18 protein-coding genes and 1 tRNA gene are annotated in these 18,887 nt (G+C 72.3%); 9 read left to right on the forward strand and 10 right to left on the reverse strand.

Annotation, left to right across the window (positions count from 1 at the left end; genetic code table 11):
* Nucleotides 1–65: 65 nt before the first annotated feature.
* Nucleotides 66–830, reverse strand: a complete 765-nt coding sequence (locus AC067A_RS27200) for a glucose 1-dehydrogenase (protein ID WP_479245119.1) — start codon at nt 828–830, stop codon at nt 66–68.
* Nucleotides 827–1,606, reverse strand: a complete 780-nt coding sequence (locus AC067A_RS27205; protein WP_479245120.1) for a TetR/AcrR family transcriptional regulator — start codon at nt 1,604–1,606, stop codon at nt 827–829. Before AC067A_RS27205 ends, AC067A_RS27200 begins: the two co-directional genes overlap by 4 nt.
* A gap of 94 nt (nt 1,607–1,700) precedes the next feature.
* Here AC067A_RS27205 and AC067A_RS27210 point away from each other — a divergent pair, with 94 nt between their 5' ends.
* Complete coding sequence (locus AC067A_RS27210; RefSeq protein ID WP_479245121.1) at nt 1,701–3,356, forward strand: FAD-binding dehydrogenase; 1,656 nt, start codon at nt 1,701–1,703, stop codon at nt 3,354–3,356.
* 201 nt (nt 3,357–3,557) lie between these two features.
* Here AC067A_RS27210 and AC067A_RS27215 read toward each other — a convergent pair whose 3' ends face one another.
* The 3 genes from AC067A_RS27215 to AC067A_RS27225 form a co-directional block, all read right to left on the reverse strand.
* The gene (locus tag AC067A_RS27215; protein ID WP_479245122.1) at nt 3,558–3,989 is read right to left on the reverse strand and encodes an ASCH domain-containing protein; all 432 of its coding nucleotides are present in this window, start codon (nt 3,987–3,989) and stop codon (nt 3,558–3,560) included.
* A gap of 97 nt (nt 3,990–4,086) precedes the next feature.
* Nucleotides 4,087–5,484, reverse strand: a complete 1,398-nt coding sequence (locus AC067A_RS27220; protein ID WP_479245123.1) for a GntT/GntP/DsdX family permease — start codon at nt 5,482–5,484, stop codon at nt 4,087–4,089.
* Nucleotides 5,485–5,536: 52 nt separating this feature from the next.
* The gene (locus tag AC067A_RS27225; protein WP_479245124.1) at nt 5,537–6,061 is read right to left on the reverse strand and encodes a gluconokinase; all 525 of its coding nucleotides are present in this window, start codon (nt 6,059–6,061) and stop codon (nt 5,537–5,539) included.
* Nucleotides 6,062–6,216: 155 nt separating this feature from the next.
* Between AC067A_RS27225 and AC067A_RS27230 the strand changes: the two genes are divergently transcribed.
* The 4 genes from AC067A_RS27230 to AC067A_RS27245 all read left to right on the forward strand — a co-directional run bounded on the left by AC067A_RS27230 (nt 6,217) and on the right by AC067A_RS27245 (nt 10,368).
* On the forward strand, nt 6,217–6,918 hold the full coding sequence (locus AC067A_RS27230; protein WP_376484775.1) for a FadR/GntR family transcriptional regulator: 702 nt from the start codon (nt 6,217–6,219) through the stop codon (nt 6,916–6,918).
* A 153-nt stretch (nt 6,919–7,071) separates the two neighbouring features.
* On the forward strand, nt 7,072–8,532 hold the full coding sequence (locus tag AC067A_RS27235; RefSeq protein ID WP_479245125.1) for an amino acid permease: 1,461 nt from the start codon (nt 7,072–7,074) through the stop codon (nt 8,530–8,532).
* A 121-nt stretch (nt 8,533–8,653) separates the two neighbouring features.
* Nucleotides 8,654–9,739 (forward strand): S-(hydroxymethyl)mycothiol dehydrogenase, encoded by a 1,086-nt coding sequence (locus AC067A_RS27240; RefSeq protein ID WP_479245126.1) that lies wholly within the window; start codon nt 8,654–8,656, stop codon nt 9,737–9,739.
* Nucleotides 9,739–10,368, forward strand: coding sequence for an MBL fold metallo-hydrolase (locus AC067A_RS27245; protein ID WP_479245127.1), 630 nt, complete (start codon nt 9,739–9,741; stop codon nt 10,366–10,368). Before AC067A_RS27240 ends, AC067A_RS27245 begins: the two co-directional genes overlap by 1 nt.
* Here AC067A_RS27245 and AC067A_RS27250 read toward each other — a convergent pair.
* Both AC067A_RS27250 and AC067A_RS27255 read right to left on the reverse strand, forming a co-directional pair.
* Nucleotides 10,352–11,278, reverse strand: coding sequence for a pseudouridine synthase (locus AC067A_RS27250; RefSeq protein WP_479245128.1), 927 nt, complete (start codon nt 11,276–11,278; stop codon nt 10,352–10,354). The genes AC067A_RS27245 and AC067A_RS27250 overlap by 17 nt on opposite strands.
* 52 nt (nt 11,279–11,330) lie before the next feature.
* A tRNA-Leu gene (locus AC067A_RS27255) sits at nt 11,331–11,418 on the reverse strand.
* A 194-nt stretch (nt 11,419–11,612) separates the two neighbouring features.
* Here AC067A_RS27255 and AC067A_RS27260 point away from each other — a divergent pair.
* The 3 genes from AC067A_RS27260 to AC067A_RS27270 all read left to right on the forward strand — a co-directional run bounded on the left by AC067A_RS27260 (nt 11,613) and on the right by AC067A_RS27270 (nt 14,342).
* Nucleotides 11,613–12,965: a M20/M25/M40 family metallo-hydrolase gene (locus AC067A_RS27260; protein WP_479245129.1), complete on the forward strand. Its 1,353-nt coding sequence runs from the start codon at nt 11,613–11,615 to the stop codon at nt 12,963–12,965.
* A gap of 150 nt (nt 12,966–13,115) precedes the next feature.
* Nucleotides 13,116–13,349, forward strand: coding sequence for a chaplin ChpH (chpH, locus tag AC067A_RS27265; protein ID WP_015032475.1), 234 nt, complete (start codon nt 13,116–13,118; stop codon nt 13,347–13,349).
* Nucleotides 13,350–13,487: 138 nt separating this feature from the next.
* A complete protein-coding gene (locus tag AC067A_RS27270) occupies nt 13,488–14,342 on the forward strand; it encodes a chaplin (protein ID WP_479245130.1) in 855 nt (284 codons plus the stop codon).
* 77 nt (nt 14,343–14,419) lie between these two features.
* On the opposite strand, the gene AC067A_RS27275 is transcribed toward AC067A_RS27270, so the two are convergent.
* Nucleotides 14,420–14,608 carry a DUF5703 family protein gene (locus AC067A_RS27275; RefSeq protein WP_030692832.1) on the reverse strand — a complete coding sequence of 63 codons (189 nt, stop codon included), beginning with the start codon at nt 14,606–14,608 and terminating at the stop codon, nt 14,420–14,422.
* A 47-nt stretch (nt 14,609–14,655) separates the two neighbouring features.
* Here AC067A_RS27275 and AC067A_RS27280 point away from each other — a divergent pair, with 47 nt between their 5' ends.
* Nucleotides 14,656–15,375 carry a hypothetical protein gene (locus AC067A_RS27280; RefSeq protein WP_479245131.1) on the forward strand — a complete coding sequence of 240 codons (720 nt, stop codon included), beginning with the start codon at nt 14,656–14,658 and terminating at the stop codon, nt 15,373–15,375.
* 116 nt (nt 15,376–15,491) lie between these two features.
* On the opposite strand, the gene AC067A_RS27285 is transcribed toward AC067A_RS27280, so the two are convergent.
* Together AC067A_RS27285 and AC067A_RS27290 are read right to left on the reverse strand one after the other, a co-directional pair.
* Complete coding sequence (locus AC067A_RS27285) at nt 15,492–17,813, reverse strand: helix-hairpin-helix domain-containing protein (RefSeq protein ID WP_479245132.1); 2,322 nt, start codon at nt 17,811–17,813, stop codon at nt 15,492–15,494.
* Nucleotides 17,810–18,787 (reverse strand): aldo/keto reductase, encoded by a 978-nt coding sequence (locus AC067A_RS27290; protein WP_479245133.1) that lies wholly within the window; start codon nt 18,785–18,787, stop codon nt 17,810–17,812. The genes AC067A_RS27285 and AC067A_RS27290 overlap by 4 nt, the downstream gene beginning before the upstream one ends.
* Between the last annotated feature and the right edge of the window lie 100 nt (nt 18,788–18,887).

Consider the following 18,887-nt stretch of genomic DNA (forward strand, 5'->3'; position numbering starts at 1 on the left):
CGTCGCCGCCCGGCTGGGCCTCGCGGGCGCGGCGGCCCGCACGTCACCGCCCCGCCGCGTACGGCTCACCGGCCCATGACGTACTCGACCGTCGGGCCGGTGGTCCAGCCGCCGTCGACCGCCAGTTCGGCGCCGGTCACGTACGAGGCGGAGTCCGAGAGCAGGAAGACGACCGCACCGGCGATCTCGTCGGCCTCGCCGACGCGGCCCATGGGGGTGTTCGGGTACTTGCCCTCGCCGCGCTCGATGCCGACGGAGGCCGTCATCGGGGTGTACGTCATGCCCGGGTGGACGGAGTTGACGCGGATCCTCGCCGTGCCGAGCTCCACCGCCCCGATCTTGGTCAGGCCGCGCACGCCCCACTTGGAGGCTCCGTAGCCGGCGGTCAGGGCCAGTCCCATGAGGCCGGCGGCCGAGGAGATGTTGACGATCGAGCCGCCACCCGCCTCCCTCATGGCCGGGATCGCGGCCTTCATGCCGATGAAGACGCCGGTCAGGTTGATGTCGAGGACCTTGCGGAAGTGCTCGACGGACTCGGTCTCCAGGAACGCGCCGGTGGATATGCCCGCGTTGTTCACCAGGCCGTGCAGCCCGCCGAACTCCGTCACCGCGTAGGCGACGGCCGCCGCCCAGTCCTCCTCGGAGGTCACGTCGTGGTGGAGGAAGCGCGCCCGCTCGCCGAGCGCGTCGGCGGTCGCCTTGCCGTCCTCGTCCAGGACGTCGGTGACGACGACGTTCGCGCCGGCGGCCACGGCCTGCCGGGCGGCCTCGGCGCCCAGGCCCCGGGCGCCGCCGGTGATGAGGACGGTCTTGCCGGTGAGGTCGTTCATGAAGGGTCCCTCCGGGGTGTTCGGACGCTCCGGGGCTGTGCGGCCCGGAGGAGCGCGGTGGTGGTCTCGACGAGGTCGGCGAGGAAGAGCGCCTCGTCGATGAGGGGCTCGGTGCCGTCGAGGTACTGCCGGGCCCGGTCCGCCATGGCCGCGCCCACCACGGTGAGCGCCAGGTCGAGGCGCTCCAGGAGCAGCGGCTCCGGCAGTCCGAGGGCGGCGAGCCGGTCCGCGACCCGCTCGATCAGGCGCCAGTAGGCGGTGCCGGCGAGCGTGGGGTGCGGGGTGCGGGTCCGCACGCCGCTCTCGTGGCTGAGCTGGGCGGAGATCCGCAGGCAGCGGCGGCCCCGGTCGGTGCCCAGCTCGCTCGACTCGGCCGTGACGAGGGCGGCGACCAGGCCCTTCAGCTCGTCACCGTCACTGTCACCGTCACCGTCACCGTCACCGGGGCCGTCTCCGGCGCCCGAGCTCTCCCCGGCGTCCGGACCGTCTCCGGCATCCGGACCGTCCCCGGCGTCCCGGCCGGCACCCGGCTCGACGTCGAGCGCTTCGAGGAGGGGCGTGAGCACGCCTTCCGTACGGGCCTGACGGCCGGCCATCACCGCGTCGAGGAGGCCGGCGCGCGAGCCGAAGTGGTACTGCACGGCGGAGGGGTTCGCCTGTCCGGCGCGGGCCACGATGTCGCGGAGTTGCGCGCCGTCGACGCCCTGGGTGGCGAAGAGCTCCTCCGCCGCGCGGATCAGTTTCTCCCGGGTCTCGGGTCCTGATGTTCGAGCCATATCCTCATATTAATGCTCAACATTAGAAAACGGGAGGGGGCCTTACGAGGCGAAACGGTTGACTCGATACATCCGTGTATCCAAGATGCGGTCCATGTCCTACGACGCTGATGTGATCGTGATCGGGGCCGGTCTCGCCGGCCTCGTCGCCACCGCCGAGCTGGTCGACGCCGGCCGCACCGTGATCCTCCTCGACCAGGAGCCCGAGCAGTCCCTCGGCGGCCAGGCCCACTGGTCCTTCGGCGGGCTCTTCCTCGTCGACTCGCCCGAGCAGCGCCGGATGCGCGTCAAGGACAGTCGCGAACTCGCCCTCCAGGACTGGTACGGCACCGCCGGCTTCGACCGGACCGAGGACCACTGGCCGAGGAAGTGGGCCGAGGCGTACGTCGACTTCGCCGCCGGCGAGAAGCGTTCCTGGCTCCACGCGCGCGGGGTGCGCTTCTTCCCCGTCGTCGGCTGGGCCGAGCGCGGTGGCTACGACGCCAACGGCCACGGCAACTCCGTGCCCCGTTTCCACATCACCTGGGGCACCGGCCCCGGCCTCGTCGCCCCCTTCGAGCGGCGGGTCCGCGAGGGCGTCGCCCGCGGCCTGGTCCAGCTCCGCTTCCGCCACCGGGTCACCGCCCTCGGCCGCACGGGCGGGGCCCTCGACACCGTCACCGGCGAGATCCTGGAACCGTCCACCGCCGCCCGCGGCACCGCCAGCGGCCGCGAGGCCACCGGTTCCTTCGAGCTGCGCGCCCAGGCGGTGATCGTCACCTCGGGCGGCATCGGCGGCAACCACGACCTCGTCCGGGCCCAGTGGCCCGCCCGCCTCGGCACCCCGCCCGCCCGCATGCTCTCCGGCGTCCCCGCCCACGTCGACGGCCTCATGCTCGGCATCGCCGAGAAGGCCGGCGCGCACCACATCAACAGCGACCGGATGTGGCACTACACCGAGGGCATCGAGAACTGGGACCCGATCTGGGTCCGGCACGGCATCCGCATCCTGCCCGGCCCGTCCAGCCTGTGGCTCGACGCTACCGGCAAGCGGCTGCCCGTCCCGCTCTTCCCGGGCTTCGACACCCTCGGCACCCTCGAACACATCATGCGGACCGGCCACGACCACACCTGGTTCGTCCTCGACAAGCGGATCATCGGCAAGGAGTTCGCCCTCTCCGGCTCCGAACAGAACCCCGACCTCACCGGCAAGTCCGTCCGCGGCGTCCTCGGCCGCGCCCGCGCCGACGTGCCCGCACCCGTCCAGGCCTTCATGGACCGGGGCGTCGACTTCGTCGTCGAGAACGACCTCTCCGCCCTCGTCCGCGGCATGAACGCGCTCACCGACGAGCCGCTGATCGACGAGGACGCCCTCCGGCGCGAGATCACCGCCCGCGACCGCGAGATCGCCAACCCCTTCACCAAGGACCTCCAGGTGACCGCCGTCCGCGGCGCCCGCAAGTACCTCGGCGACAAGCTCATCCGCACGGCGACGCCCCACCGCATCCTCGACCCCAAGGCAGGCCCGCTCATCGCCGTACGCCTCAACATCCTCACCCGCAAGTCCCTCGGCGGCCTGGAGACCGACCTCGACTCCCGCGTCCTCACGGCCACCGGCGAGCCCCTCCAGGGCCTGTACGCGGCGGGGGAAGCCGCCGGCTTCGGCGGGGGCGGCGTCCACGGCTACCGCTCCCTCGAAGGCACCTTCCTCGGCGGCTGCATCTTCTCCGGACGCGCCGCGGGCCGGGCCGCCGCCAAGGCGGTCGGCTGACGCGGAGCACCCCGCCGGGCCGGGGCGACGAGGTGGCGCGACGGGTGACCGGGACGCCTCCCGCTCCCCGTCGCCCCGCCGGGTCCGGCGAGAGCGGGGACGTCCGCGGCGTGGCGGAACGGCTCCCCGTCGCGCCGCCGGGTCCGGCGAGAGCGGGGATGTTCGCGACCCGGCGGAACGGCTCCTCGTCGTGCTCGGTGCTCAGCCCTCCTGAAGTCGCTCCACCACCCGGAACCGTTCCACCACCAGCATCGTCCCGTCGTCCACGGTGAAGTCGGGGTCCCCGAGTCCCTGGCGCATCTCGTCGCCGTGCCAGAAGCCCTCGTGGGCGGCGCGCCACTGGGGGACCGACAGGTAGCCCTCGCCCTCGTCGAGGGCGAGCCGCAGGTCGGCCTCGCCGAGGGCGAGGACCTGGACGTCCGTCACCTCGACGACGGCGACCTCGCGGCCGGCCGAGTCGATCAGGGCCGAGCGCTCGCCGGCCTCGGGCAGGTCCTCGCCCTCGACCAGCCATTCGGCCAGGAGCCCCGTGGTGGCGGTCTTCTCGCCGGAGAGGACGGCGGCGACGAGCCGGTCCCGGAGGGGGCCGGGGAAGGCGTGGAGGAAGGGCTTGAGCGCGTGAGGGCCGGTCATGGCCGACAGTCTGTCAGCCACGAGCGCGTGAGGGCCGGTCGTGGCCGACGGTTCGTCGGCCACGACCGGCCTTCGGAGCCGTACGCGAGGAGCCGGGCTACAACACCAGCGACAGCAGCAGCACGATCGCGATGCCGACCACCGAGATGATCGTCTCCATCACCGACCAGGTCTTGACCGTCTGGCCGACGCTCATGCCGAAGTACTCCTTCACCAGCCAGAACCCGGCGTCGTTGACGTGGCTGAAGAAGAGCGAGCCGGCGCCGATCGCGAGGACGAGCAGCGACACCTCGCCGGTCGACATGCCCTCGGCGAGCGGGGCCACCAGGCCGGCCGCCGAGATCGTCGCCACCGTGGCCGAGCCGGTCGCGAGCCGGATCGCGACCGCGATCAGCCAGGCGAGCAGCAGGGCCGGGATCGACCAGCTCTTCGAGAGGTCGAGGATCATCTGGCCGACGCCGATGTCGATCAGGGTCTGCTTGAAGCCGCCGCCCGCGCCGACGATGAGCAGGATGCCGGCGATGGGAGCGAGGGACTTCTCGACGGTGGAGGAGAGCTGCTCCTTGGTGAAGCCGGCCGCCCTGCCCAGGGTGAACATGCCGACTATGACGGCCGCGAGCAGGGCGATCAGCGGCGAGCCGATGACGTCGGTGACCTTCTGCACGCCGTTCTCGGGATCGTCGACCACGATGTCGACGAGTGCCTTGACCAGCATCAGGACGACCGGCAGCAGGATGGTCGCGACGGTGGCGCCGAAGCCGGGACGCTTCTCGAGGTCCTCGGAGGGCCGCGTCGGGATCATCTTCTCCGGAGCCTGGATGTCGACCCAGCGGGCGGCGTACCTGGAGAAGACCGGGCCGGCGATGATCACCGTCGGGATGGCGACGACCAGGCCGAGCGCGAGGGTCACGCCGAGGTTGGCCCCGACCGCGTCGATCGCGACGAGCGGGCCGGGGTGCGGCGGGATCAGGCCGTGCATCACGGACAGGCCCGCGAGGGCCGGGATGCCGATCCGCATCAGCGAGTAGTTGCCGCGCTTGGCGACCATGAGCACGACCGGGATCAGCAGCACGATGCCGACCTCGAAGAAGAGCGGCAGGCCGATCACGGAGGCGATCAGGACCATCGCCCACGGCATGGCCCGCTTGCCGGTCTTCGCCAGGATCGTGTCGACGATCTGGTCGGCGCCGCCGGAGTCGGCGAGGAGCTTGCCGAGGATCGCGCCGAGCGCGATGAGCACGCCCACCCCGGCCACGGTGTTGCCGAGGCCCGTGCTGAACGACTTGATGGTGTCGGCGAGCGGGGCGCCCGCGAACGCGCCGAGCGCCAGCGACCCGATGGTCAGCGCCAGGAACGCGTGCATCTTGAACTTGGTGATGAGCAGGACGATGACGGCGATGCCGGCGAGCACGGCGATGCCGAGCTGGGCGTTGCCTGCCGAGGTGATCGGTTCGGCGGCGTCCGCTGCCAGGATCTCGACACTGAGACTGGTCACGGTGGGTCCTTCGTACGGGCGGGAGGGCGGGGGACGGGGGTGCGGAGGAAGGTCAGCGGGGCAGGCCGCGCAGCGCGGTGACGGCCCGGGCGGTGATCTCCTCGGGGGTGCCGGAGACGTCGACGGCGACGCCGGCCTCGTCGTCCTGCAGCGGCTGCAGGGTGGCGAACTGGGAGTCGAGGAGCGCGGTGGGCATGAAATGGCCCTTGCGTGCGGCCATCCGCGACTCGATCAGCTCCCGGTCACCGGTCAGATGCAGGAAGACGACCCCGGGTGCGGCGGCACGCAGCCGGTCCCGGTAGGCCCGCTTCAGCGCGGAGCTGCTCACCACGCCGCCGAGCCCGGCCCGGCCGTGGGCCCACGCTCCGATGGCGTCGAGCCAGGGCCCCCGGTCCGCGTCGTCCAGCGGGACGCCGGCCGACATCTTGGCGACGTTCGCCGCCGGGTGGAAGTCGTCGCCCTCCGCGTACGGGAGGGCGAGCGCCTCCGCGACCAGCGGACCGATGGTGGTCTTGCCGGTTCCGGCGACGCCCATCACGACGACGACCGGGGGTGCGGTGAGGGGGGTGGTGCTCATGGGGGTGCCTCGCTGTCTTCATCGACATCGATTCGGTGAATCCGTCGCGCTCATGAAACCCATTGGGTACGACGTATTCAAGAGGCTGTGACATAAAAGTCGTACTTTTCGTTCCGGGTGTGATCACGGGGACCCGCGCGCATAGGCTGATCACCATGACGACACCGGCTCAGGGGCTTCACTCACACGTCCTGGCCACCCTGGGTCTCGCGATCACCGCGGGGGAGTACCCGCCCGGCACCGTGCTGCGCACCGACGAGCTCGCCCAGCGCTTCGACGTCTCCCGGACCGTGGTCCGCGAGGTCGTCCGCGTCCTGGAGTCCATGCACCTGGTCGAGTCCCGCCGCCGCGTCGGCGTGACCGTCCTCCCGACCGCCAGCTGGAACGTGTACGACCCCCAGGTCATCCGCTGGCGCCTGGCCGGAGCGGACCGGCCCCGCCAGCTCCGCTCGCTCACCGTGCTCCGCTCGGCCGTCGAACCCGTCGCCGCCGGACTGGCCGCGCTCCACGCCACCCCCGACCAGTGCCGCGAGCTCACCGAGCAGGCCCTCGGGATGGTCGCCACCTCGCGCGGCCGGCGGCTGGAGGAGTACCTCGTCCACGACATCGCCTTCCACCGGGTCGTCCTCAACGCCTCCGGGAACGAGATGTTCGCCCGCCTCGGCGACGTCGTCGCCGAGGTCCTCACCGGCCGCACCCACCACCACGTGATGTTCGAGGACCCCGACCCGGCCGCGGTCACCCTCCACGTCCAGGTCGCCGAGGCCGTACGGGAGCGGGACGCGGCCCGCGCCGAGGAGCTCACCCGGCAGATCGCGGTCGGCGCCCTCCAGGAACTGGACGTACTGGCTCCGTAAGCTCTGAACTAGCTCAAATATGGGCGTTCAGTGACATGCGCCACTGTCATCCGCATCACCTGCCGTGAGGATGTGCGCTGGCCGTGCCGGGGAAACCCCCCACCGGGCACGGCCGGGCACCGCACAGCTCCCCTCACGAAGGCGAACAACTCCATGACTGACCGCGTCATCGCGGCCGAGCCCCTGTCCGCCGCCTCGGCGAACCCGGCCGCAGCCCCCCACGTCGACGCAGGCGACGCCGGATACCGCAAGGACCTCAAGTCCCGGCACATCAACATGATCGCCATCGGCGGCGCCATCGGCACCGGCCTCTTCCTGGGCGCCGGCGGCCGGATGTCCCAGGCGGGACCCTCCCTCTTCATCGCCTACGCGGTCTGCGGCGTCTTCGCCTTCTTCGTGGTGCGCGCCCTCGGTGAACTCGTGCTCTACCGCCCCTCCTCGGGCGCCTTCGTCTCCTACGCCCGTGAGTTCATGGGCGAGAAGGGCGCCTACACGGCCGGCTGGCTCTACTTCCTCAACTGGTCGACCACCGCCGTCGCCGACATCACCGCGGCCGCCACCTACGCCCACTTCTGGTCGATGTTCAGCGACGTCCCGCAGTGGATCCTCGCCCTGATCGCCCTCGCGGTCGTCCTCGCCGCCAACCTCATCTCGGTGAAGTACTTCGGCGAGATGGAGTTCTGGTTCGCGATCGTCAAGGTCGCCGCCCTGGTCGCCTTCATGCTCGTCGGCATCTTCCTCATCGTGACCTCGCACGACATCGGCGGCCACACCCCCGGCCTCGCCAACATCAGCGACAACGGCGGCATCTTCCCCAACGGCATGATGCCGATGCTGCTGCTCATCCAGGGCGTCGTCTTCGCCTACGCCTCCGTCGAGCTCTGCGGCGTCGCCGCCGGTGAGACCGAGAACCCCGAGAAGATCATGCCGAAGGCGATCAACTCGATCATGTGGCGCGTGGGCCTCTTCTACGTCGGCTCGGTCGTCCTGCTCGCCGTGCTCCTGCCGTACACGGCCTACTCCGGCGACCAGAGCCCCTTCGTCACCGTCTTCGACAAGCTGGGCATCCCCGGCGCCGCCGGCGTGATGAACCTCGTCGTCCTCACCGCCGCCCTCTCCAGCCTCAACTCCGGCCTGTACTCCACCGGCCGCATCCTGCGCTCCATGTCGCTCGCCGGCTCGGCGCCCAAGTTCACCGGCGTCATGAACAAGGGCGGTGTCCCCTACGGCGGCATCCTGCTCACCGCGGCCTTCGGCGTCCTCGGCGTCGCCCTCAACTACGTCATGCCCGGCGAGGCCTTCGAGCTGGTCCTCAACTTCGCCTCCATCGGCATCATCGGCACCTGGGCCATGATCATGATCTGCTCGCTGCTCTTCTGGCGCAGCGCCGAGCAGGGCAAGCTCACCCGCCCCGGCTACAACCTCCCCTGGGCCCCGTACACCCAGATCGTCACCATCGTCTTCCTCGCCTCCGTCCTCGTCCTGATGTGGATGGACGGCGGCATCAGCCGCACCACGGTGAACTGCCTGCCCCTCATCGCGGCCGCGCTCACCGGCGGCTGGTTCCTGGTCCGCCGCCGGGTCCGCGCGACCGCGGAGACGCACCAGAGCTGACCTTCCCCCACGGGAACGGCGGGACCCCCGCGGGCACGGCCTGCGGGGGTCTCGCCTTTTGTCAGGAGATAGTGGTACGCAGGAGCCTTACAAGATCCGGTCGGAGAAAAGGAAGTTCGCGATGCCGCAGCACGTCCAGGGGGTCATCGCCCCGGGCAGGAACGAACCGGTACGGGTCGAGACCATCGTCATCCCCGATCCCGGCCCCGGTGAGGCCGTCGTGAAGATCCAGGCCTGCGGCGTCTGCCACACCGATCTCCACTACAAGCAGGGCGCCATCAACGACGAGTTCCCCTTCCTGCTCGGCCACGAGGCCGCGGGAATCGTCGAGTCGGTCGGCGAGGGCGTCACCGACGTGACCCCCGGCGACTTCGTGATCCTCAACTGGCGTGCCGTGTGCGGCACCTGCCGCGCCTGTCTGCGCGGTCGCCCCTGGTACTGCTTCGCCACCCACAACGCGAAGCAGAGGATGACCCTGCTCGACGGCACGGAACTCTCCCCGGCCCTCGGCATCGGCGCCTTCGCCGAGAAGACCCTCGTCGCCGCGGGCCAGTGCACCAAGGTCGACCCCGCCGTCGCCCCCGAGGTCGCCGGCCTCCTCGGCTGCGGCGTCATGGCCGGCATCGGCGCCGCCATCAACACCGGGAACGTCGGCCGCGGCGACACCGTCGCCGTCATCGGCTGCGGCGGCGTCGGCGACGCGGCGGTCGTCGGCTCCCGCCTCGCCGGAGCCGCGAAGATCATCGCCGTCGACATCGACGACCGGAAGCTGGCCAAGGCGAAGGAGATGGGCGCCACCCACACCGTCAACTCCCGCTCCGCCGACGCCGTCGAGGCCATCCGCGAGCTCACCGGCGGCTTCGGCGCCGACGTCGTCATCGAGGCCGTCGGCCGCCCGGAGACGTACGAGCAGGCCTTCTACGCCCGCGACCTCGCCGGCACCGTCGTCCTCGTCGGCGTCCCCAGCCCCGAGATGAAGCTCGAACTCCCGCTCCTCGACGTCTTCGGCCGCGGCGGCTCCCTCAAGTCCTCCTGGTACGGCGACTGCCTGCCGTCCCGCGACTTCCCGATGCTCATCGACCTGCACCAGCAGGGCCGCATCGACCTCGCCGCCTTCGTCACCGAGACCATCGGCCTCGGCGACGTCGAGAAGGCCTTCGCCCGCATGCACGAGGGCGACGTCCTGCGCTCGGTGGTGGTGCTGTGATGACCGCCCGCATCGACCACCTCGTCACCTCCGGCACCTTCAGCCTCGACGGCGGCACCTGGGACGTCGACAACAACGTCTGGATCGTCGGCGACGACACCGAGGCCATCGTCATCGACGCCGCCCACGACGCCGACGCCATCCTCGCCGCCCTCGACGGCCGCACCCTGCGCGCCATCGTCTGCACCCACGCCCACAACGACCACGTGGACGCCGCCCCGGCGCTCGCGGCCGCCACCGGGGCCCGCATCCTGCTCCACCCCGCCGACCAGCCGCTCTGGAAGCAGACCCACCCCGACCACAGCCCCGACGGCGACCTCGCCGACGGCCAGGTCCTCACCATCGCCGGCACCGACCTGACCGTCCTCCACACCCCGGGTCACGCCCCCGGCGCGGTCAGCCTGTACGCCCCCGACCTCGGCACGGTCTTCACCGGCGACACCCTCTTCCAGGGCGGCCCCGGCGCCACCGGCCGGTCCTTCTCCGACTTCCCGACGATCGTCGGCTCGATCCGCGAGAAGCTCCTGACCCTCCCGCCGGAGACGGTGGTCCGCACCGGACACGGCGACACCACCACCATCGGGGACGAGGCCCCGCACCTCCAGGAGTGGATCAACCGAGGCCACTGAGAGCCAGCCGGCTCTCGAACCGCATCTCCCCACCCGTGAACGGGTCGGTGAACTCCAGCGTCCGCGCCAGCAGTTGCAGCGGCCGTCCGAAGTCCTCCGGCCCGTCCTCGCACACCACCGGATACACCGGATCGTGCATGATCGGCAGTCCCAGCGCGTTCATGTGCACCCGCAGCTGATGGGTCCGCCCGGTCACCGGCTCCAGCCGGTACCGGCCGAGACCTCCCGCGTGCTCCACCAGCGATATCCGGCTCTCCGCGTTCGGCTCGCCCGCCACCTCCCGGGCCGCCATCACCCCGCGCTCCTTCTCGATGCGGCTCCGCACCGTCACCGGCAGCTCGACCCCCGGCGCGTACCCGGCCACCGCCTCGTACTCCTTGCGCACCGCCCGGTCCCGGAACAGCGTCTGATACGCCCCCCGGTCCTCCTCCCGCACCACGAACAGCACCAGCCCGGCCGTCAGCCGGTCCAGTCGATGCGCGGGCTGCAGGCGCGGCAGCCCGAGATCCCTCCGCAGCCGCGCCAGCGCCGTCTCCGTCACATGCCGCCCCCGCGGCATCGTGGCCAGGAAGTGCGGCTTGTCCGCCACCACGATCCGCTCGTCGCGGTGCACCACCCCGATCGGGAACGGCACCGCGCGCTCCGCGGGAAAGTCCCGGTGGAACCAGACGTACCGCCCCACGGCGTACGGCTCGTCCCCGCGCACGGGGCCGTCCACCCCCACGAACCGGCCATTCCGCAGCATCGCCTCGACCCGCTCGGCACCGATCGCGCCCGCGTACCGGTCGAGCAGGTGCTCCCGCACGGTCCCCCAGACCCCCTCGGGGTCCTCCGGCAGCCGCACCCGCACGGGATCGATCCCGTCCCGCTGGGGGAGCGGGGAGGAAGGGGCCTTGGTTCTGCGTCGCACCGGGTCCTACCGCCGTAACGAGAAAGACCCCACATGACGTGGGGTCTTTCGCTGGTGTCCGAGGGGGGACTTGAACCCCCACGCCCGATAAAGGGCACTAGCACCTCAAGCTAGCGCGTCTGCCATTCCGCCACCCGGACCAGGTGTCTTGTCTTCCTGGCCGCTCGGCCCTTCCGACGAACAGAACAATAGCAAAGATCTGAGGGGGCCGATCACACCCCCAGGTCGGGGGGTGTCCGGCCGCCGTCATGTGACGTCCGCATGTCGGCCGACGGGTGCCCTTGGGGGGTGAGGGGGACACGCGGGAGGATGGGGGCGACCGGTCGGCAAGTACATGGGGCACGTAGTGGGAGGAAGCAGCGTGAGCGAGTCGAAGACGGGCCAGGGCGTCAGGGGCGAGGACGAGGTCGTCGACCTCTGCAGCGAACTCATCCGCATCGACACCAGCAACTACGGCGACCACTCGGGCCCGGGTGAGCGCGCGGCGGCCGAGTACGTCGCCGAGAAGCTCGCGGAGGTCGGGCTCGAACCGAAGATCATCGAGTCGCACCGGGGGCGGGCCTCCACCGTGGCCCGCATCGAGGGCGAGGACCCGTCGAAGCCCGCCCTGCTCATCCACGGGCACACCGACGTGGTCCCGGCCAACGCCGAGGACTGGACGCACCACCCGTTCTCCGGCGAGGTCGCCGACGGGTGCGTGTGGGGCCGCGGGGCCGTCGACATGAAGGACATGGACGCGATGACCCTCGCGGTCGTACGGGACCGGCTGCGCAGCGGCCGCAAGCCCCCGCGCGACATCGTCCTCGCCTTCCTCGCCGACGAGGAGGCGGGCGGCACGTACGGCGCCCGGCACCTGGTCGACAAGCACCGGGACCTCTTCGACGGGGTCACCGAGGCGATCGGCGAGGTCGGCGGCTTCTCCTTCACGGTCAACGAGAACCTGCGGCTCTACCTGGTCGAGACGGCGCAGAAGGGCATGCACTGGATGCGGCTGACCGTCGAGGGCACCGCGGGCCACGGCTCGATGACGAACGACGACAACGCCATCACGGAGCTCTGCGAGGCCGTGGGCCGCCTCGGCCGCCACCAGTGGCCGGTGAGGGTCACCAAGACCGTGCGGTCGTTCCTGGACGAGCTCTCGGACGCGCTGGGCACCCCGCTCGACCCCGAGGACATGGACGGCACCCTCGCCAAGCTCGGCGGCATCGCCAAGATGGTCGGCGCCACCCTGCGCAACTCCGCCGCCCCGACCATGCTCGGCGCCGGCTACAAGGTGAACGTGATCCCCGGCCAGGCCACGGCGCACGTCGACGGCCGCTTCCTGCCCGGGTACGAGCAGGAGTTCCTGGCCGACCTCGACCGGATCCTCGGCCCGCGCGTGAAGCGCGAGGACGTGCACGGCGACAAGGCCCTGGAGACCGGCTTCGACGGCGCCCTGGTCGACGCCATGCAGCTGGCCCTGCGCGCCGAGGACCCGATCGCCCGCGCCGTGCCCTACATGCTCTCCGGCGGCACCGACGCCAAGTCCTTCGACGACCTCGGCATCCGCTGCTTCGGCTTCGCCCCGCTCCAGCTGCCGCCGGAGCTCGACTTCGCCGGCATGTTCCACGGCGTCGACGAGCGGGTGCCGGTCGACGGCCTGAAGTTCGGCGTGCGCGTCCTGGACCGCTTCATCGACGCCTGCTGACGCGGAGGCGATGGATCCGTCGGATTCGTCCGTGCGTTTGCATGTGACCGGAAAGAGTGAATGAACACGGGGGCTCGTAGCCCCCACCATTCCCCCTCGTTACAGGTGTGCGGTCCGCGGCTGGGGCCGCATTTCCAACTAGGAGGAATAATGATCAAGAAGGTCGTCGCTGCTGCGGCTGCCACGGGCGGTCTCGTTCTCGCGGGTGCGGGCATGGCCGTTGCCGACGCGGGTGCCCAGGGTGCCGCCATCGGTTCCCCCGGTGTCCTTTCGGGCAACGTCGTCCAGGTGCCGGTTCACGTCCCCGTGAACGTGTGCGGCAACACGGTCTCCGTGATCGGGCTGCTGAACCCCGCCTTCGGCAACACCTGCGTCAACGCCTGACGTTGGGCCTCGCCCCGTGAGGGTGTGAGCCGGTCCGGCCCCGGAGTGCGTGCCATGCACTCCGGGGCCGGTGGCCATTTCCGCCCCGGGTGTTCCGCCCGGTGGCACTCTTTCGAAGCCGAGCAGCAGGGAACAGCTATGCGACAGGTCACGCGCAAGGGCCTTATCACCGTGGCGGCCGCCGGAGGCGTTTTCGCCGCCGTCGGGGGCGGTTATGCGCACGCCGATTCCGGAGCGAACGGAACGGCCACGAATTCCCCGGGCGTCGCGTCCGGGAATTCCGTCCAGGTCCCGGTGCACGTGCCGGTGAACGCCTGCGGAAACACCGTCAACGTCGTCGGACTGATGAATCCGGCGATGGGCAACAAGTGTGCCGACACCTCCGGCTACGGAAGCGGCTCGTCCGCGAGCGGGCACACCAGTGACTCTCCCGGCGTGGGTTCCGGCAACACCGTCCAGGTGCCGATCGACGTCCCCGTGAACGTCTGCGGCACCAGCTTCACCGGCGTCGGCCTCGGCAACGCCGTGGCGGACAACGACTGCGGGAACGGCGGCGGCAATACGGGGTACGGGGAGGAGGAGCCCGGGAACCCGGGTAACCCCGGCAACCCCGGCAATCCTGGGAACCCGGGTAACCCCGGCAATCCTGGGAACCCGGGTAACCCCGGCAATCCTGGGAACCCGGGTAACCCCGGTAATCCTGGGAACCCCGGCAACCCGGGTAACCCCGGCAACCCCGGCAACCCGGGTAACCCCGGCAACCCCGGCAACCCGGGTAACCCCGGCAACCCCGGCAACCCGGGTAACCCGGGGACGCCTCCCGGTACCGATGGCGGGCCGAACGTGCCCGGTCCCCACGGGATCACGCCGCCCCGGGCCACCGAGGAGCTCGCCGAGACCGGCGCAGGTCCGCTCGGGGTGATCGTCCCGGCCGGCGCGGGGCTGCTGCTCGCGGGTTCGCTGATCTACCGCCGGACCCGCGGCGCCGCCTGAGCGCCGTCGCTCTCCGTACGCCGCGCATCACGCACAGGGGCCCCGCACGCGCGGGGCCCCTTGTCCTGTCTCGTCGCCTACCAGGTCGCCCGGACCTGGCGGATGATCCGGCGCTTGAGCCGCACCCTGCGGCTTCCGTCACGGTGCAGGCTGAGGCGGTCCAACTCCCAGTGTCCGTACTCGGCGTGGTCGGTCAGGAGCCGCGCCGCCTCCTTGCGGGAGACACCGCGCGGCACGTACACATCGACAAATTCGTATTCCGGCATCGCATCTATTGTGCGGGCACGGGCCCGGTACGGATAGCGTCTGTCCCATGTCTGATGCTGCGCAGCCCACCGCTGCCGAGGTACGTGCCGCCGCCGAGGCGGTCAAGACCGCACTGGACCGTCACCTCGCGGCGGTCGAACTCCGCACGGGAGACGACGACACGGCCGTCTACGAGGCCTTCAACGCCCTCGCCACGGCGGCCGAGGCGTACGACGAACTCCTCTACGACCGCTACGACGAGGTCACTCCCTTCGAGATCCCCGGCGCGGACGGTGCCCTGCCGCCGTACGCCGGACCTGACGAACCCCACGCCCTCAGCCTCCTGATCCGACGCGACTACGCCGTGGCGGAACCACAGCGCCTGCTCGCCCAGGCCAGGCGCGTCGCCGAGCTCGACGGCGACGAGGAGGCCACCGGGGCGGCCGCGCGGGCCGGCGCCTCGCCCCTGGCCGCGCTCGGTGTGCTCTTCGGCGAGTACGAGCCGGACGAGATCGCCTCCCGGCACAAGGAGTTCGGCCTGGAGGAGGGCGACTCCACCCTCTGGGTCACCGCCGCCGACGAGCTCCCGGAACCGGGGGAGTGGCTCAACGCGCCCTTCGACCACGCCGACCCCGAGCGGCTCGTCTGCCGCTTCGACGTCAGCTCCGTCTTCGACGAGGACGAGGACGAGGACGAGGACCCGGACTTCGACGGCGACGGGGACGACGGGCCCCGCGTGCCGAGGGCCGTCACCGGCGCGGACCGGCACGCGAGCGCCGGTTCCTGAGCCGGTGGCGAAGGGCCGGTTCCCGAGGGGACGCCGGAGCGCCGGTCGCTGAGTGAACGGCGGAGGGCCGGGACACCGCATGAGCGGTGTCCCGGCCCTCCGCCGTTTCCCCGGTCCTACTCCTCGGGCACGGCGAGCAGACCCTCCAGGAGGGGCCGCAGCCGTGTCGTACGCTCCGGAGCCACTCCCTCGGCCACCGCGCGGGCCAGGGCCTGGTCCACGCCGTGCACGACCGACAGGTGGCGTTCGGCCCGGCCGAAGGCCGTGTACACCCACGGCCGGCTCAGACCGCCGACTGCGTCGCCGGGCAGGACGACGACGACGGCGGGCCAGCGCGTCCCCGCGGTCTGGTGCGCGGTGAGCGCCCAGCCGTGCCGCAGCGTCGCCTCCACGCGCTCCTTCGGTACGTGGACCCCCTCGTCCCCGCACCGCAGGCGCAGGCCCTCGGCGTCGGCCGACAGCACGGTCCCGGTCACCGTCCGGCCCGGCACCGGCGCGTACGCCACCCGGTCACCGGGGTCGTAGCCGCCGAACCGGCCGGGGCCGGGGTTGAGCCGCTGCTTGAGGGCGGCGTTGAGCGCGCGCGTGCCCGCGGAGCCGCCGTGCCCGACGGTGACCACCTGGGTCTGCTCGGACGGCACGCCGATGGCCCGGGGCACCGAGTCGGCCACCAGCTGGACCGTACGGTGCACGGCCTCGCCGGCGTCGCGCACGGGGACGATCACGACCTCCTTGCCGGGGGCCTCGACCTGGTTCAGCTCGCCGATGCCGATGCCCGACACCAGCTCGCCGAGCGGCCCCGGGTCGGGGAGGCGGGAGGCGACACGGGGGCAGACCCCGGCGGCGAGCGCGTCGGCGAAGACCCGGCCCGCGCCGGGTGCTCCCAGCACCTCCGGGTCGCCGCTGAGCACCAGGCGGCAGCCGTCCGGCAGGGACTCGACCAGCATCGCGGCGGTCTCCACGTCCAGCTGCGGCGCGTCGAGCACCACCAGCAGGTCCAGGGCGAAGGCACCGTCCTCGTCGCGACCGGGACCGGCCGTCCCGGCGAGCAGGCCGCCGACCGTCACCGCGGCGGCCCCCGCGGCACCGAGCGCGTACCGTCCGGCGTCGGTGTGGACGGCGACCAGGGTGCGGAGCCCCCGGGCGCGAGCCGCCTCGGCGAGCGCGACCGGCTCGGCCCTGGAGGCCTCGCCGCCCGTGTGCAGGACGAGACCGTGGGCGCCGGCGGCCCGCTCGAGTTCGGAGCCCTCCCAGGTGTCGGCCGTCGCGGTCTTGACCAGGCGGGCCAGACCGTCCGCGAGGCTCTCCTCCGCCAGGGCGTAGCGGTCGAGCCCGAGCAGCACGGGCGGGGCCGGCTCCGCCGCGGCGGGCCGCGCGGGCTCCTCGGAGGGCTCGGCGTCCTCGTCGGACTCCGGCTCCGCGGCCTCCTCCTCTTCCTCCTGGAACACGAGGACGGCGCCCTCGGAGACGGCCGTCTCCACGGCCTGCTCCGGGTCGGGCACCGCGTGCCCGGCCAGTCCGGCGCGCACGGCCTGGATCTCCAGCGCCGTGTGCCCCTGGAGGGCGGCCCGCTCGAGCAGCCACACCGTCAGCGCGACCGTCCGGCGCGGGTCGTCGGGTCCGCACGCGGCGCCGAGCAGCGCCCGCGCGAACCCGTCGGCCTGCTCCGGGCGCACCCCGGCGACCGCGAGCAGCTGCCACGGGTCCTCGCTCAGCGCAGCGGCCGCGTTCTCGCCGAGGGCGGCGGCGACCTGGCCGGCCAGGGCCTCGGGCGCACCGCCCTTGGCCAGGACCTCCCGCACGGCGGCCGTGGTGCCCGCCGTCGGCGCGGCGGCCCGCTCGGGCGCCGGGGGCCGTACGGTCGCGGCCGGGACCGCCTCGGGCGCGGGGCGCCCGGGGGCGGGCTCCGGGGCCTCGTAGAACGCGCTGCCCGTGGCCGCGCCGCCCTCCACGGCCCGCACCGCCGCGAGCAGGTCGGCCGCGGTGCCGCTCAGCTTGGCTCCGCTGGACACCGTGCCGTCCTTGTCGGCCTTCCGCGCCTCGATCCTCGCCCGCAGCTCCCGCTGCGCGGCCAGCTCGGCCTGCGCCTCGCTCAACTCCGGCGCGCCGCCCGCCCCGGCGACGGCCTCCCCACCCGAACCCGGCTCGGCAGCGGCTTCCGGCTCTCCACCGGCTTCCGGCTCTCCACCGGCCTCCGACTCCTCGCCTGCCCGCGGCTCTTCGGCGGCCGCCGACCTCTCGCCGGCTCTTGAGTCCTCAGCGGCTTCCGGCTCCTCAGCGGCTTCCGGCTCCTCGGCCGTGGCCGGCTCCTCGGGTCCGTCGGGTGCCTCGGGAGCGTCCGGGGCGGTGGTCCGGGTCTGGGCCCCGGGGGTTTCCTCCTGCGGGTCCTCGGTGGGCTGCGCGGCCTCGGGCGCGGTCTCCCCGGAAGGCTCGGTCACAAGGTGCTCCAGTCGTGATCCGGATAGCGGTGCACGGGCGCCGACACATCGTCCAGCGCCCGACAGATCTCGTCAGGAAGACTAAGGGTCTCCACCGACAACGCGGCCGTGAGCTGCCGCGCCGTGCGCGCGCCGACGATGGGGGCGGTCACCCCGGGCCGGTCGCGGACCCAGGCGAGGGCCACGTGCAGGGGTGTCGTCGCGAGGCCGTCGGCGGCCGTCGTGACCGCGTCGACGATCCGGCTCGCGGCGTCGTCCAGGTACGGCTCCACGAACGGCGCCATGGTCTCCGAGGCGCCCCGGGAGTCCGTGGGCGTCCCGCCGCGGTACTTGCCGGTGAGGACCCCGCGCCCGAGCGGTGACGAGGGCAGCAGGCCCATGCCGAGGTCCAGGGCGGCCGGCAGCACCTCGCGCTCGACGCCCCGCTGGAGCAGCGAGTACTCCAGCTGGGCCCCGGCGAGGCGGGTCCGGTCGCCGGCGAGCTGCCAGGTGCCGGCCTTGGCCAGCTGCCAGCCGCAGAAGTTCGCCACGCCCGCGTACCGGGCGCGCCCGGTACGTACGGCGATGTCGAGTGCCTGGAGGGACTCCTCCAGGGGCGTGTGCGGGTCGAAGGCGTGCAGCTGCCAGAGATCGACGTGGTCGGTGCCGAGCCGGGCGAGGGAGGCGTCGAGCGCGGCGAGCAGGTGTCCGCGCGAGCCGTCGATGCGCCGGTCGGGGTCCGGCACGCTGCCCGCCTTGGTGGACAGGACGAGGTCCTGTCGGGGGACCAGCCGGTCCATGAGGCGGCCGAGCAGGTACTCCGCCTCGCCCCCGCCGTACACGTCGGCGGTGTCCACGAGCGTGCCGCCCGCGTCCCAGAACGCCTTCAACTGCTCGGCGGCGTCGTGCTCGTCGGTGTCCCGGCCCCAGGTGAGGGTGCCGAGTCCGATGCGCGACACACGCAGGCCGGTACGTCCGAGATGCCTCTGCTCCATGGGCGCGAGATTACTGGCCAGGGCACCACGCGGAGAGAGCCTGTGGACAACCATGCCCTGACGGATGCCGCGACCGCGCGCTAGAGTCCGGCCCAGAGAG

Source organism: Streptomyces sp. NPDC043176, from assembly GCF_056436715.1.